Source organism: Rhodococcus oryzae, from assembly GCF_005049235.1.
Classification (GTDB): Bacteria; Actinomycetota; Actinomycetes; order Mycobacteriales; family Mycobacteriaceae; genus Rhodococcus_G; species Rhodococcus_G oryzae.
In genome coordinates this window covers 447,743-463,318 of record NZ_SUMD01000003.1, presented here as the reverse complement: position 1 = coordinate 463,318, position 15,576 = coordinate 447,743, and the positions used below count along the sequence as shown (strand labels likewise).

9 protein-coding genes are annotated in these 15,576 nt (G+C 67.2%); all 9 read right to left on the bottom strand.

Going from position 1 to position 15,576, the window contains the following annotated elements; genetic code table 11:
* The 9 genes from FCG67_RS08480 to FCG67_RS08440 all read right to left on the bottom strand — a co-directional run bounded on the left by FCG67_RS08480 (position 1) and on the right by FCG67_RS08440 (position 15,572).
* A complete protein-coding gene (locus FCG67_RS08480; RefSeq protein WP_136908851.1) occupies positions 1-1,671 on the bottom strand; it encodes a 4Fe-4S binding protein in 1,671 nt (556 codons plus the stop codon).
* Positions 1,672-1,818: 147 nt separating this feature from the next.
* Positions 1,819-2,022 (bottom strand): DUF8064 family membrane protein, encoded by a 204-nt coding sequence (locus FCG67_RS08475; protein WP_136908849.1) that lies wholly within the window; start codon positions 2,020-2,022, stop codon positions 1,819-1,821.
* A gap of 120 nt (positions 2,023-2,142) precedes the next feature.
* A complete protein-coding gene (locus FCG67_RS08470) occupies positions 2,143-6,102 on the bottom strand; it encodes a DNA-directed RNA polymerase subunit beta' (RefSeq protein WP_136908848.1) in 3,960 nt (1,319 codons plus the stop codon).
* Positions 6,103-6,221: 119 nt separating this feature from the next.
* Positions 6,222-9,728: a DNA-directed RNA polymerase subunit beta gene (rpoB, locus tag FCG67_RS08465; protein ID WP_136909095.1), complete on the bottom strand. Its 3,507-nt coding sequence runs from the start codon at positions 9,726-9,728 to the stop codon at positions 6,222-6,224.
* A 418-nt stretch (positions 9,729-10,146) separates the two neighbouring features.
* Positions 10,147-11,061 (bottom strand): hypothetical protein, encoded by a 915-nt coding sequence (locus tag FCG67_RS08460; RefSeq protein WP_246044938.1) that lies wholly within the window; start codon positions 11,059-11,061, stop codon positions 10,147-10,149.
* A gap of 58 nt (positions 11,062-11,119) precedes the next feature.
* Positions 11,120-11,728: a hypothetical protein gene (locus FCG67_RS08455; protein WP_211243154.1), complete on the bottom strand. Its 609-nt coding sequence runs from the start codon at positions 11,726-11,728 to the stop codon at positions 11,120-11,122.
* 54 nt (positions 11,729-11,782) lie between these two features.
* The gene (locus FCG67_RS08450) at positions 11,783-13,030 is read right to left on the bottom strand and encodes an MCE family protein (RefSeq protein ID WP_136908846.1); all 1,248 of its coding nucleotides are present in this window, start codon (positions 13,028-13,030) and stop codon (positions 11,783-11,785) included.
* Positions 13,027-14,295 (bottom strand): MCE family protein, encoded by a 1,269-nt coding sequence (locus FCG67_RS08445; protein WP_211243147.1) that lies wholly within the window; start codon positions 14,293-14,295, stop codon positions 13,027-13,029. The genes FCG67_RS08450 and FCG67_RS08445 overlap by 4 nt, the downstream gene beginning before the upstream one ends.
* A 14-nt stretch (positions 14,296-14,309) precedes the next feature.
* Positions 14,310-15,572, bottom strand: coding sequence for an MCE family protein (locus FCG67_RS08440; RefSeq protein WP_136909088.1), 1,263 nt, complete (start codon positions 15,570-15,572; stop codon positions 14,310-14,312).
* Between the last annotated feature and the right edge of the window lie 4 nt (positions 15,573-15,576).

Sequence of the window (15,576 nt, the reverse complement as noted above, 5' to 3'; positions counted from 1 at the left end):
CTACTTCTTGGCGATCGCCACCATCTCGGCGAGGTCGAGCAGCTTGACCCGCGGCCGACCGGACGCCTTGCCGAGCTCGCGCTCGCGGGCGTCGATCGCCTTCCATCCCGCCCAGTCCAGCGCCTCGGGCTGACGGTCCGCCAGCAGCGCCTCGAGCGCCTCGCGGTCGCCCTTCGGCGCGGGCAGCCGGTCCGCGGCGAGGTCCTCGATGACCAGCGCGATGGTGTCGTGCGCGCACTGCCGGTTGGTACCGATCACGCCGGAGGGCCCGCGCTTGATCCAGCCGGCGGTGTAGGTGCCCGGCATCGGCTCGCCGGACTCCGGGTAGGTGACCCGGCCTGCGACGTTCGCGATCGTGCCGCGCGCGTCGTCGAACGGCAGGTCCGCGACGGGCACGCCCCGGTAGCCGACCGAGCGCAGCACCATGCGGGTCTCGAGCAATTCGGTCTGATCGGTGCTGCTCGCCCGCAGCGTGCCGTCCGGACCCTCGACCATCTCGTTACGCGCCACCACGACCCCGCTGACGTGGTCGTCGCCCTGGATCTCGACCGGCGAGGCCAGGAACCGCAGCACGATCCGCTTCTCGTGGCCTGCCAGGGGGCGCTCCGCGTACTCGCGCAGGATCTCCATCTTCAGCCGCTTGGCCGGGCTCTCCGCGACCTCGGCCGCGCTGTGGCTGTCGAGCTCGAGCTCGGCCGGGTCGACGATCACGTCCACGTCGGGCATCTGCCCGAGCGCCAACAGCTCCGGGCTGGTGAACGCCGCCTGGACGGGTCCGCGCCTGCCCAGCACCACGACCTCGCGGACGGCGCTGCCGCGCAGCGCCTCCACCGCGTGCTCGGCCATGTCGGTGCGGGCCAGCTTGTCCGGGTCGGTGACCAGCAGACGGGCCACGTCGAGCGCGACGTTGCCGTTGCCGACGATGACCGCGCGCGTGCCGGACAGGTCGAAGGTGTGGTCCGCGTACTCGGGGTGTCCGTTGTACCAGGCGACGAACTCGGTGGCGGCGAGGCTGCCGGGGAGGTCCTCACCAGGGATGCCGAGGTGCCGATCGCTGGGCGCACCGACCGTGTAGAGCACCGCATGGTGGTGCTCCATCAGGTCCTCGTGCGTGAGGTGCTTGCCGACCTCCACGTTCAGGTGCAGCCGGAAGCCGGGACGCCGCGAGACCTCCGCGAACACATCGGTGACCGCCTTGGTCTCCGGGTGGTCGGGCGCCACGCCAGCGCGCACCAGGCCCCACGGCGTCGGCAGGCGGTCGAACATGTCGACCTCGATGCCCGAGCGCTTGAAGGAGAGCAGCTCGCGGGCGGCGTAGAAGCCGGACGGCCCGGCGCCGACGATCGCGACGCGGAAGGGTTCCTGGTCCGTCTTCGGGAACTTCAGCGAGGGGGCGGGATCCGCGTACTCGATCTCGGTGCCCGCGAAGTAGTCGGCGTTGATCTTCGAGTACCGCGCCATCGCCTCGGGCAGGTCGTCGTCGCGGAAGATCGCGTCCACCGGGCACGCATCGACGCAGAGCCCGCAGTCGATGCAGGTCTCCGGATCGATGTAGAGCATCTCGGTCGACTTGAATCCGCGCTCGTCCGGCGTCGGATGGATGCAGTCCACCGGGCACACCTCGGTGCAGCTAGCGTCGTTGCAACAAGGCTGGGTGATCACGAACGCCACTGTCGGCCTCCTCCAAAACTAGAACCTGTTCCTGCGACAATACCCGGCTGGTGCGAGCAAAGTCACAGAGGATCAGAGGATAGCCGTACTGCCCCGCTCCCGACCGGATTCGGGCAGGTCGCGGGGCCGTAGGGACCGGTCAGCGTGTCAGCCGAGGAACTTCTTGCCCGCCACAACGGCCACGCCGACCAGGATCGCCAGGATCAGCGCGCCGCCGAAGCCGAGCAGCCACCAGGCCACCCCGAAGATCACGATCGCGGGCGCAGCGGCCACCAACGAGATCGCCGGATTCTCGCGGACCACCTCGAGCGCCGACTGGGCCTTCGAGCGGTCGATACCCTTGCCTGCCATCGAATCCTCCGTGATGGTCGCCCGAACCGGTGCCGGGGAATGTCCCTCCAACAGTAGACGCGAAACGGCCCCCGCACCCATTGCTGGGGGCGGGGGCCGTTTCACAGGCGCAGGAAGCGCTTACCGGTAATCGGTGCTGAAGCCGTAGTCGTCGAGCGGAACAGCAGCTCCGGTCCCGGTGCCGAAGCCTTCGGGGCTGTAGTACTGATCGTCGTACGACGGCACGGCGTAGGCCGCGGCGCGCGCCTCTTCGGTCGGCTGAACCTGGATGTTCCGGTAACGGTTGATGCCGGTACCGGCAGGGATCAGCTTGCCGATGATGACGTTCTCCTTGAGACCGATCAGCTTGTCCGAGCGGCAGTTGATGGCCGCATCGGTCAGCACGCGAGTGGTCTCCTGGAAGGACGCCGCCGACAGCCACGAATCGGTCGCCAGCGAGGCCTTGGTGATACCCATGAGCACCGGACGACCGGCTGCGGGCTCACCACCCTCGGCGACGACGCGACGGTTGGCCGCCTCGAACTCGGAACGCTCGGTGAGCGAACCGGGCAGGAACTCGGTGGCGCCGGAGTCGATGATCGTCACGCGACGCAGCATCTGACGAACGATCGTCTCGATGTGCTTGTCGTGGATCGACACACCCTGGCTCCGGTACACCTCCTGAACCTCGTTGACCAGGTGGATCTGCACCTGACGCGGGCCCATGACGCGCAGCACCTCGTGCGGATCGGCAGCGCCCTCCATGAGCTGCTGGCCGACCTCGACGTGGTCACCGTCCGCCAGCAGGCGCTCGGAACCGTCGTCGTGCTTGAAGACGCGCAGACGCTGACGCTTGGACAGCTTGTCGTAGACGACCTCTTCGCCGCCATCGTCCGGGACGATGGTGATCTTGTAGAAGCGGTCGCCGTCCTCGAGCTGCACCCGTCCGGTGACGTCGGCGATCGGGGCCTTGCCCTTGGGGACGCGGGCCTCGAACAGCTCCTGGACACGCGGCAGACCACCGGTGATGTCCTCGCCTGCGACACCACCCTGGTGGAAGGTACGCATGGTCAGCTGGGTACCCGGCTCACCGATGGACTGGGCGGCGACGATGCCGACAGCCTCACCGATGTCCACCAGCTTGCCGGTCGCCATCGAGCGGCCGTAGCAAGTGGCGCAGACGCCGGTGCCGGTGGTGCAGGTGAGCACGGAGCGCACCTTCACGTCGGTGATGCCGGCCTCGAGCAGCGCGTCGATGGCCGGGTCACCCAGGTCGGCGCCGCGCTCGACGATGACCGTGCCGTTGGCGTCGACCGCATCCGCGGCCAGCGTGCGGGCGTAGGTGCTGGTCTCCACGTGTGCATCCCGGATCAGCGTGCCATCGGCCTGCTTCTCCGCGATCGTGGTGACGATGCCGCGCTCGGTGCCACAGTCCGTCTCGCGAACGATGACGTCCTGCGAGACGTCCACCAGACGACGGGTCAGGTAACCCGAGTCGGCGGTACGCAGCGCGGTATCTGCCAGACCCTTACGGGCGCCGTGCGTGTTGATGAAGTACTCGAGAACGGTCAGGCCTTCCTTGAAGGAAGACTTGATCGGACGCGGGATGAACTCACCCTTCGGGTTCGTCACCAGGCCCTTCATACCGGCGAGCGACCGAACCTGCGTCATGTTGCCGGCGGCGCCGGACTTCACGATCATCGGGATCGGGTTGTCGTCGGGGAAGTAGGCCTCCATGGCCTTACCGACCTCGTCGGTGGCCTCGGACCAGATCTTCACCAGGGCGCTGTTGCGCTCGGTGTGGTTGAGGGCACCGCGCTGGTACTTCTTCTCGATCTGCTCGGCCTGGCCCTCGAACTTGTCCATGATCTCGGACTTGCTCGGCGGCACAAGGACGTCGGAGATCGAGACCGTGACGCCCGAACGGGTCGCCCAGTAGAAACCGGCGTCCTTGAGCTTGTCCACGGTCTGCGCGACCACGATCATCGGGTAGCGCTCGGCGAGATCGTTGATGATCGTCGCCTGACGCTTCTTCGGCATCTGCTCGTTCACGAACGGGTAGTCCGCGGGGAGCAGCTCGTTGAAGAGCACGCGACCAAGGGTGGTCTCGGCGATCCAGCCGTCGCCGTAGTTCCAGCCGCCGTCGGGGAACAGCTCGTCCTCGAGCTCGCGCGGCGGACGCTGGGTGGTCAGGCGGACCTTGATCAGGGCCTGGACCTTCAGCGCGCCACGATCGACGGCCATGATCGCCTCGGCGGGCGACGAGTAGGCGCCGACCTCGGGACGATCCTTGCCTGCCGCGACGAGCTCGCCGACGACACCCTCGTCCAGACGGGTCAGGTGGTACAGACCGGTCACCATGTCCAGACGCGGCATGGCGAGCGGGCGACCCGACGCGGGCGACAGGATGTTGTTCGAGGACAGCATCAGGATGCGGGCCTCGGCCTGCGCCTCCGCGGACAGCGGGAGGTGCACGGCCATCTGGTCACCGTCGAAGTCGGCGTTGAAGGCCTCACACACCAACGGGTGCAGCTGGATGGCCTTGCCCTCGACGAGCTGCGGCTCGAAGGCCTGGATGCCGAGGCGGTGCAGCGTGGGTGCACGGTTCAGCAGCACCGGGTGCTCGGCGATGACCTCTTCGAGGACGTCCCACACCTGGGCGCGCTGACGCTCGACCATGCGCTTGGCCGACTTGATGTTCTGCGCGTGGTTCAGGTCGACCAGGCGCTTCATCACGAACGGCTTGAACAGCTCGAGAGCCATCAGCTTCGGCAGACCGCACTGGTGCAGCTTGAGCTGCGGGCCGACGACGATGACCGAACGGCCCGAGTAGTCGACGCGCTTGCCGAGCAGGTTCTGGCGGAAACGACCCTGCTTGCCCTTGAGCAGGTCGCTCAGGGACTTCAGCGGGCGGTTGCCCGGACCGGTGACCGGACGTCCACGACGGCCGTTGTCGAACAGCGCGTCGACGGACTCCTGCAGCATCCGCTTCTCGTTGTTGACGATGATCTCGGGCGCGCCGAGATCGATCAGTCGCTTGAGGCGGTTGTTGCGGTTGATCACGCGGCGGTACAGGTCGTTCAGGTCGGAGGTGGCGAACCGGCCACCGTCGAGCTGAACCATCGGACGCAGCTCCGGCGGGATCACCGGCACGGCGTTGAGGACCATGCCCATCGGCGAGTTGCCGGTGGACTGGAAGGCCGCGACGACCTTGAGGCGCTTGAGCGCACGCAGCTTCTTCTGACCCTTGCCGCTGCGGATGGTCTCCCGGAGGATCTCCGCCTCGGCGTCGATGTCGAAGTTCTCCATCAGCTTCTGGATGGACTCCGCGCCCATCGCGCCGGTGAAGTACTCGCCGTAGCGGTCCACCATCTCGCGGTAGAGGCCCTCGTCGACGATGAGCTGCTTCGGGGCGAGCTTGGTGAAGGTCGTCCAGATCTCATCGAGCCGGTCCAGCTCACGCTGGGCGCGGTCGCGGAGCTGACGCATCTCGCGCTCGCCGCCGTCCTTGACCTTGCGGCGCACGTCGGACTTGGCGCCCTCGGCCTCGAGCTCGGCGACGTCCGCCTCGAGCTTCTGGGCGCGGGCCTCGAGGTCGGCGTCGCGCTGGTCGGCGACGGACTTCTTCTCGACCTCCATCTCGGCCTGCAGGGTGGAGAGCTCGTTGTGGCGGAGCTCGTCGTCGACCGCGACGATCACGTAGGCGGCGAAGTAGATGATCTTCTCGAGATCCTTCGGCGCCAGGTCCAGCAGGTAACCGAGACGGCTCGGCACGCCCTTGAAGTACCAGATGTGGGTCACCGGAGCGGCGAGCTCGATGTGGCCCATGCGCTCACGGCGCACCTTCGCGCGGGTCACCTCGACGCCGCAGCGCTCACAGATGATGCCCTTGAAGCGGACGCGCTTGTACTTACCGCAGTAGCACTCCCAGTCCCGGGTGGGGCCGAAGATCTTCTCGCAGAAGAGGCCGTCCTTCTCGGGCTTGAGCGTGCGGTAGTTGATGGTCTCCGGCTTCTTGACCTCGCCGAACGACCACTGACGGATGTCCTCAGCGGTGGCAAGGCCGATGCGGAGTTCATCGAAGAAGTTGACGTCGAGCACGTAACTTCCTTTCCCCAGAGGGATTATGGTGTGCGCTTCTCAGCGCCTACCTGTCTGCCAAATTCAAATGTGGGCTACGCCCCCGGGCCGCGGAATCCCACGGCCCGGGGACCAAACACCTAGTTCGCGAGATCGTCCACGGTCGCCGCCTCGTTCCTGGACAGGTTGATGCCCAGGTTCGCTGCCGCACGCTCGAGATCCTCGTCGTCGCCGTCGCGCATCTCGATGGCCGCGCCGTCCGAGGACAGCACCTCCACGTTGAGGCAGAGCGACTGGAGCTCCTTGAGGAGCACCTTGAACGACTCGGGGATACCCGGCTCGGGGATGTTCTCGCCCTTGACGATGGCCTCGTACACCTTCACGCGGCCGACCACGTCATCCGACTTGATGGTGAGCAGCTCCTGCAGCGTGTACGCCGCACCGTAGGCCTGCATCGCCCAGCACTCCATCTCACCGAAGCGCTGGCCACCGAACTGGGCCTTACCGCCGAGCGGCTGCTGGGTGATCATCGAGTACGGACCGGTCGAACGAGCGTGGATCTTGTCGTCGACGAGGTGGTGCAGCTTGATGATGTACATGTAGCCGACCGAGACCGGGTACGGGAACGGCTCGCCGGAGCGGCCGTCGAACAGGGTGGCCTTTCCGTCCGGGCCCACCATCTGCTCGCCGTCGCGGTTCGGCAGGGTCGCGCCCAGCAGACCGGTCAGCTCGTCTTCCTTGGCACCGTCGAACACCGGGGTGGCGATGTTGCTGTCGGCCGGGGCCGAGAGCATCTCCTCGGGCAGGGTCGAAGCCCAGTCCGGACGGGTGCCATCGCTGGCGATCTGCACGTTCCAGCCGGTCTTGCCGATCCACCCGAGATGGGTTTCCAGGATCTGACCGATGTTCATACGACGCGGCACGCCGTGGGTGTTCAGGATGATGTCGACGGGGGTGCCGTCGGACAGGAACGGCATGTCCTCCTGCGGGAGGATCTTGCCGATGACACCCTTGTTGCCGTGCCGGCCTGCGAGCTTGTCGCCGTCCTGGATCTTGCGCTTCTGGGCCACGTAGACGCGGACCAGCTCGTTGACACCGGGGGGCAGATCGTCGTCGTCATCGCGCGAGAACACGCGGATGCCGATGACCTTGCCGTTCTCACCGTGCGGGACCTTGAGGGACGTGTCGCGGACCTCGCGGGCCTTCTCACCGAAGATGGCGCGCAGCAGGCGCTCCTCCGGGGTCAGCTCGGTCTCGCCCTTCGGCGTGACCTTTCCGACCAGCACGTCGCCGTCACGGACCTCGGCACCGATGCGGATGATGCCGCGCTCGTCGAGGTCGGCGAGGACCTCGTCCGAGACGTTCGGGATGTCGCGAGTGATCTCCTCGGCACCGAGCTTGGTGTCGCGGGCATCGATCTCGTGCTCCTCGATGTGGATCGAGGTCAGGACGTCCTCTTCCACGAGGCGCTGCGACAGGATGATCGCGTCCTCGTAGTTGTGGCCCTCCCACGGCATGATCGCGACGAGCAGGTTCTTGCCGAGCGCCATCTCACCGGCTTCGGTGCAGGGACCGTCGGCGATGACCTGGCCGGCCTCGACCCGGTCGCCCTCGTCCACGATCGGACGCTGGTTGGCGCAGGTGCCCTGGTTCGAGCGGGCGAACTTGCGCATCCGGTAGGTCTTGCGGCTGCCGTCGTCCGCCATCACGGTGACGTAGTCGGCCGAGACCTCCTCGATGACGCCGGTCTTCTCGCTGACGACGACGTCGCCCGCGTCGACCGCGGCGCGCAGCTCCATGCCGGTGCCGACGAGCGGCGCCTCGGAACGGACCAGCGGCACTGCCTGACGCTGCATGTTCGCACCCATCAGGGCGCGGTTGGCGTCGTCGTGCTCGAGGAACGGGATCATCGCGGTCGCGACGGAGACCATCTGGCGCGGCGAGACGTCCATGTAGTCGACGTCGTCGGCCGGGATCAGCTCGACCTCGCCGCCCTTGGTGCGGACGAGGACGCGGTCCTCGGTCAGGCGACCGTCCTTGTCGACCGCGGCGTTGGCCTGGGCCTTGACGTGGCGGTCCTCCTCGTCGGCGGTCAGGTAGTCCACCTGGTCGGTGACCTGTCCGTCGACGACCTTGCGGTACGGGGTCTCGATGAAGCCGAACGGGTTGACCCGCGCGTACACCGACAGCGAACCGATCAGGCCGATGTTCGGGCCCTCAGGGGTCTCGATCGGGCACATGCGGCCGTAGTGCGACGGGTGCACGTCTCGCACCTCGAGGCCGGCGCGCTCACGGGACAGACCACCGGGGCCGAGCGCCGACAGGCGACGCTTGTGGGTCAGGCCCGACAGCGGGTTGTTCTGGTCCATGAACTGCGAGAGCTGGGAGGTTCCGAAGAACTCCTTGATCGCGGCCACGACGGGACGGATGTTGATCAGGGTCTGCGGCGTGATCGCCTCGACGTCCTGGGTCGTCATCCGCTCGCGCACCACGCGCTCCATGCGGGACAGGCCCACCCGGATCTGGTTCTGGATCAGCTCGCCAACGGTGCGGAGACGACGGTTGCCGAAGTGGTCGATGTCGTCGACCTCGACCGGGACCTCGACGCCGTCGGGCGCCGTCATCGCGGTGTCGCCACCGTGCAGGCGCACCAGGTACTCGATCGTCGCGACGATGTCTTCCTCGGTGAGGGTCGACGCGGTGATCGGCTGGCCGTGGTTCAGGCCCAGCTTCTTGTTGATCTTGTAGCGACCCACGCGGGCGAGGTCGTAGCGCTTCTCCTTGAAGAACAGGTTCTCCAGCAGGGTCTGCGCGCTCTCCTTCGTGGGCGGCTCGCCCGGGCGCAGCTTGCGGTAGATGTCGAGCAGCGCCTCGTCGGTGCCTGCCGTGTTGTCCTTCTCCAGGGTGGCCATGAGGATCTCGGAGAAGCCGAAGCGCTCCGTGATCTGCTCGGTGGTCCAGCCGAGGGCCTTGAGCAGCACGGTGACGGGCTGACGCCGCTTGCGGTCGATGCGGACACCCACGGTGTCGCGCTTGTCGACGTCGAACTCCAGCCACGCACCGCGGCCGGGGATCACCTTGACGCTGTGCAGGTCCTTCTCGGTGGCCTTGTCGACGGAGTGGTCGAAGTAGACGCCCGGGGAGCGAACCAGCTGCGAGACGACGACGCGCTCGGTGCCGTTGATGATGAAGGTGCCCTTGGGGGTCATCATGGGGAAATCACCCATGAAGACCGTCTGGCTCTTGATCTCGCCGGTGTTGTTGTTGATGAACTCCGCGGTGACGAACAAGGGCGCCGCGTAGGTCATGTCCTTGTCTTTGCACTCATCGGTCGAGGCCTTGACCTCGTCGAAGCGCGGGTCCGAGAAGGACAGCGACATCGATCCCGAGAAGTCCTCGATCGGGGACAGCTCGGTGAGGATGTCCTCCAGACCGCCGGTGACACTGCCGTCGCCGCGGGCGGCTGCCCGCTCACGCCATGCAGGCGATCCGATCAACCATTCAAAAGAATCCGTCTGTAGATCAAGTAGCCCTGGAACTTCGAGAGGTTCGCGAATCTTCGCGAACGAGACCCTCTTCGGGGCTCCGGGGATTCCGGCATTTGCCTTGGTCTGGCTAGAGACTGCCAAGATGCGTCCTTCCAGCACCTCACGCGGGCCGCTCGTGCTGCGCGACCGCCGCTGTATCTGCTTCTTCATGTGGGGCGAATTCGCTGGTCACAACCCGAACGAAACTCGCCAACAGACGCAGGAAGCGAACGCTTCACAGGCGGTGAGGTGGAGAGGTGGACAGGAGGCAGCCAGCGCAACGTCCAAAGGTACCCGAAGTCGACGCAGAATACAACTGGACAGGGCAGCCCAAACGGTGCCCAAGCCTGGCGTCCGTGCAATCCCTCGCGCCCGGTGCCTCCATTTGCGCCGGCGCGATCTTGCGCGGACCCGCTCCTGCAGAAGGAGCGATCTCGCATGTCTCGCCATTAGAGTGACGCCTCAACCCCGCCGCGTCAAGACACGTCCCGGCGATTTGCCCCGCGGACACCGTCGGGACACCCGATCCGAGCCCCGATCAGCGGTCCCGGATGTCCGTGATCACCCAGTGGTCGCCGGACTTCGCCATGGTCACCGACAGCGGTCCCTGGGCGCTCCCCTGCGCCGCACCGTCGTTGGTCGCACTCACGTTCATGCTGGCCACGAGCTCGGCGCGGTCGTCCGAGAGCAGCTTCAGGCCGATATCGGTGACCTCGGCGTTGGTGGCCGTCTTCGTCTGGACGACGGCGTCCTTGGTGACCGCGGCGGTCTTGTCGAACTGCTCGCGCATGGCGTCGTCGAGAACCGCCCGCGCGTTCTCGAAGTCCTGCTCGACCGTGTCGAACTTGTACGTGTAGAGCGTCTGGATCGCATTTTTCGCGTCGGCCGTGACCTTCGAGGTCTCCGAGGTGTCGACCCAGGCCTGGTTCGGGACGTCGGCACCGGGCCGGAACGCGGCGACGAGCGCGAAGACACCGAGCCCCAGCGCCACCAGGCCGATCGTCGTGACCCGCTTCCAGCCCGCCCTGAGCATTTCTTGGTCGAGCACGGGCTCGTCGACCGATTCTCGGTCGACCGCGGCCTCGGGAGCGGCAGACGGGTCGGCGGCCGCCGCCCCGGTCGCCCGCGGGCGCAGCGAACTGGTCCGGTTGATCGTCTTCGGTGCCTGCTCCGGCTCGGTCGCGGTGCTCTCGCCGCTCGTGTCGGCCGCTACCTCTGCGGTGGCCTCCGTGTCGCCCGTGGCCTCCGCGGCGGCGACAGGCGCCCCTGCGGGCGGGCTGACGACATCGGCGCCGGCTGCCGCGACCTCGGTCTCGGTCGCGGCCGAACTCGCGGGCGCGGTGGCCTCGGGTTCGCCCACGGGTCCGCGGGGCGCGCCGGACCCGGTACCGGCCACCCGGGGGCGACGCCCCTTGGGCTGGGGCGTGCTGGTGGTGCGACGACGTGGGGGCACTGTTCGATACTCCTTAGCTGTTCCGCTGCCGGATTGCCGCTGGCGTAGGGCCGAGGCCCTACTGCCCGCCGGACTCAGGAGCGGGGGCAGGGGCCCCTTCGGGCGCCGGGGCCGGGGCGGGTAGGGGTGCCGGAGTGCCGGGGTCCATGGCGAGAGGCTGGCCGACGTTCTCGACCTTCGAGGCCTTCCAGACACCGTCGACATCGGTCAGGCCGATTCGCATCGTCACCTTGACCTTGCTGGTCGGCTTGTTCGGCCAGGTCGTGGTCGTGGTGAGCACGACGAGCGAGTTCGCGGTGCCCTCGTCTCGACTCATCGCGGTGAGCGCGGCGTCGAGCACGTGCGCCTCACTCTTGGCGCCCGTCTGCTTGACCTGTTCGGCCATCTGATCCTTGGTCTCGGCCAGCGCACCCAGCATCTCGTCGCCGGTGATCGACGACTCCATGTTCGCGAACGTCTGGTCCAGATTCCCCGAGTCGACGGTGTTCAGGTTGATCGCCGCCTGACGCGCGCCGGTCAGCGCATCGTCGCGGGCGGCGGCCGCCGGCTTGTCCGAGAACAGGGCGTGACCCCAACCGAACCCGAACCAGACGGCGGCAACGAGGGCCCCGATGGCGAGCACACTCACCGCAGCGAGAGCAGGCTTCAGCAGTTTCGTGCTACGCATCACGTTTTCTACCCTACTACTTGGTAACTTGTGCTCGGCTCCGCCGGAAATGCATCACTTCGGGGTGATGCCGAGCAGCGGCGCCAGCTGCGTCGCGATCGGGTTGAGGTTGAGCTTGTCCGGATCGACCTTCGGCTTGTTGTCCCACGGCTGCGGCGTGGCCGGGTCCGCGTACACGATCCGGTTGGCGCTACGCACGCCGGTGACGCTGCCCAGCGGCGTGGTGCAGTTGGCGTTCATGTTCAGCGGGAACTCGTCGCGGGTCGGGTCGAAGTCGGGGTTCTCCCGCTTCATCTGCGCGAGGATCTCGTGCGTCCCCTCGTAGCCCTGGGTACACGGCGGCGGGTTGTTGGTCTCCAACAAAAGGCCCTGGTGCAGGGTGCCGTCGCCGGGTGCCGCGGTGCTCGCTCCCGCCGCCAGTCCCGGAAGGAACATCAGCAGGGCGTTGAGTGCCAGGGTCCGCGGACCGAGGGCCGCCGTCACCAGCGCCAGGTTGTCCAGGTCGGTGGTCAGCGCCGGGCCTGCCGAATCGATCAGCGAACCGACCTCGTTGCTCGCGGCGGTGCCGGTCTCGATGAGGCGCCGCAGGTCAGGATCGCTGGCCCGGAGCTGGGCAGCCACCAGGTCCAGATCGGAGCTGAACTGGCGGATCGCCGAGGACTGCTCCGACTGGGTGTCGAGCACGGTCCTGGTGTCCCGGATCAGCGTCAGCGTCTGCGGCAGGTTGTCGATCCCCTCCTGCGAGAGGGTGTTGAGCGAATCCACCAGTACCTGCAGGTCGTCACCCTTGCCGTTGAACGCCTTGCCGAGCTCGGTGACCGTGGTGTTCAGCGCCTTCAGGGGCACCGACCGCACCAGCGCGTTCGTGCTCGCCAGCACCTCCTCCACCGGCACCGGGGTGGCGGTGTCCTGGCGAACGATCAGCGATCCGTCCTCCAGGTAGGGGCCCTCGTCGCTGCTCGGCTGCAGGTCCACGTACTGCTCACCGATCGCCGACCGGTTCGCCACCACGGCCTTGGCCGAGGACGGGATCTCCGGGGCGCTGGTGTTGATCTTCAGGTCGACCAGCACGCCGTCGTCGGTGAGATGCAGGTCCCCCACCGTGCCGACAGGCACGCCGCGGTAGCTGACCTCGGCGTTGGTGAAGATGCCGCCGGAGTCGGCGAAGTCCGCCTGCACCGTGTACTGGCCGAATCCCAGCAGGTTGTCGAGCCGCACGTACTTCGCGCCGACGTAGAGCAGGCCGACGATCGCGACCAGCGCGAACGCCACCAACTGCCAGCGCACCAGAGCCGACCTCATCGTCCACCCACTCCCAGCTTGTCGAGCAGACCGCTCAGCGGATTCTGGTCCTTCTTCTCAGCGACCGGCTCGGTGCCGGGCGCCACCGGGGCGCCAGGGGCGGGCGCGGGCTTCGGGACGATCGGCGGCAACGGCAGGATCGAGACCGTCGGCCAGCCTGGCCGCGGGCCGTTCCCGTTGTAGTACGGGTTCGACGGGTCCACCTTCGGGACGTATCCGCCGTATCCGGGCGGCGGCGGAACGTAGACCGGGTCGGGCAGTCCCACCCCGAGCGCTTCGAACTGCTGGCCGAGTCGCATGTCCAGCGAGAGGAAGAGGTTCATCGAGTTGCCGTGGATGACCTTCTCCGCACCGTCCGGGAACGGGAACGTCGGGATCAGCGGGAGCACGGTCACCAGGTCCTCGCTCGAGTCGGCGAGCGCCTGCAGGGTCGGCCGCAGCGCGCGCAGGTCGGCGATCAGGTTGTCCTTGGACTGGACCAGCACGTCGGTGCCGACCTGACCGAGCCGATCCAGCTGGGTGAGCATCTGGATGAACTGCGGTTCCTGCTCGTTCAGGACCTGCACCGCGGGAGGGATCTCCGCGAGGATCTTCTCGATCTGATCGGTCTGCTCGTTGACCCGACCGGTGAGGGTGTCGAGCCCGTCGAGGGCCCTGGTGATGTCGTCGCGCTGCTTGTTCAGACCGTCGATCAGCGTGTTCGCCTGGTCGAGCAGACTGCGTGCCTTGGACTCGCGGCCGTCAAGGGCCGTGGTGAGCTCGTGGATGATCGGCTGCAGCTGGGCGACCCCGCCCCCGTTGAGCAGCAGCGACAGCGCGCCGAGCACCTGCTCGATGTCGGTTGCGTGCCGGGTCCGGTCCACGGGGATCGTCGACCCGTCCGTGAGCCGGGCCGCGTCGGCGTTGACGGGCGGGGCCTTGAGTTCGATGAACTTCTCACCGAGCAGGCTGGTCTGCTGCACCGACGCGAGCGCGTTCGCCGGCAGATCGACCGCGGAATCGACGACAACGCCGACGGCCGCCGTCCAACCGTCTTCCGGGACGTCGATGCTCTGCACCCGCCCGACCGGGACGCCGTCGACCTTCACGGTGGACTGGGGCACCAGGTCGAGCACGTCATCGAACTCCACCGTCAGGTGCATCGGGTCGCTACCGAGGTCGGCGCCACCGGGCAGAGGAATGCCGTAGATGCCCTTGGACCCACAACCCGCGACCGTCAACGCGACGACGCATGCGCCGACACCGATCGCAACTGAACGCTTCACAGACCGTTCCTGCATCACTGGCCACCCCGCGGGATGTTCTGGTCGCTGAGGCCGGGGGCCTGCGAGTTTCCGAGTCGGGGCGAGACGTTTCCGGGGACCGTACCGGGCTGCGAGGGCCGCTGGAGGTTGTCGCCGCTGAGGATGCCGAACGGCAGATTCAACGACGGTGTCTTCACGCCCGCGGTCACCTGATCCATGATCATCTTGCAGTTCTGGATCAGCGGCGCCATCTGGCGACCGAGCGCGTCGAACTTCGGGTCGCCCGGCATCAGCTTGCCGAGGTCGATCAGCTTGCACAGCGTCCCGAACGGGTCCTGCGTCTCCGGGAGATTCACCCGTGAGGCCAGCGTTCCGGACTCCGCGTCGTAGGAGTTCACGACGTTGCTGATGGCGATCGGCAGGGTGGTCAACGCGTCGACCAGGTCCTGCCGGTTATCGGCGAGGGTCTGCGTCACCTGGACCAATCCTTCCGCATTGCTCGTGACGGCCTCCTGGTTGTCGCGCACGAACACCGCGACATCACCGAGTGCGAAGGAGAGCTGGTTCAGCGCGTCGCCGAGGTTCTTCCGTTCCCCGGCCAGGAAGCCGCTGAGATCGGAGAGCTGGGAGTTGAACTGGCGGACCTGCTCGTCGTTGGCCGCAAGCGCGCTGACGAAGGTCTGCAGGTTCCGGATCGTCTCGAACAGATCGCCCCGGTTGAGGTTGAGGGTCTCCGCCGCCTTGGACAGCTCGGTGATGGTGGCGCCGAGCGCCTCACCGTTGCCGTCGAGGTTCTTGGCCGCGGTGTCGACGAACTCGGACAGCGCGCCGTCCTTGTTCGCCCCCTCCGGCCCGAGCGCCCTCGACAGTTCGTCGATGCTCGAGTAGAGCTGATCGACCTCGACCGGGGTCGCGGTCCGCTCGCGGGGGATGGTGTCCCCGGACTCCATCACCTCGCCGCCCGAGTACGCGGGGGCGAGCTGGATGTACCGATCGGACACCACCGACGGGGTGATCTGCGCGGCCTTGGCATCTTCGGGGATCTTCACCCCGCGATCGACGCGCATGGTGACCCGGACCTGGTCACCCAGTGGCTCGACCTCGTTCACCGAGCCGACCTTCACGCCGAGCACCCGGACGTCCGAGCCGTCGTAGATGCCGACCGACTTGTCGAAGTACGCGGTGATCTTGGTGGTCCCCGCTCGGGTCAACAGCCACCAACCGCCGAATCCCAGCACCAGCAGCGCCACCAGTACCAGCGCGGTGGCCACGATCTGACGGCTGCTGAACTTCTGCATCCTT

Coding starts and splice junctions, on each gene's coding strand:
- FCG67_RS08475 (WP_136908849.1), bottom strand. CDS start 2,022: ATGGCAGGCAAGGGTATCGACCGCTCGAAGGCCCAGTCGGCGCTCGAG.
- FCG67_RS08455 (WP_211243154.1), bottom strand. CDS start 11,728: ATGCGTAGCACGAAACTGCTGAAGCCTGCTCTCGCTGCGGTGAGTGTG.
- FCG67_RS08450 (WP_136908846.1), bottom strand. CDS start 13,030: ATGAGGTCGGCTCTGGTGCGCTGGCAGTTGGTGGCGTTCGCGCTGGTC.
- FCG67_RS08440 (WP_136909088.1), bottom strand. CDS start 15,572: ATGCAGAAGTTCAGCAGCCGTCAGATCGTGGCCACCGCGCTGGTACTG.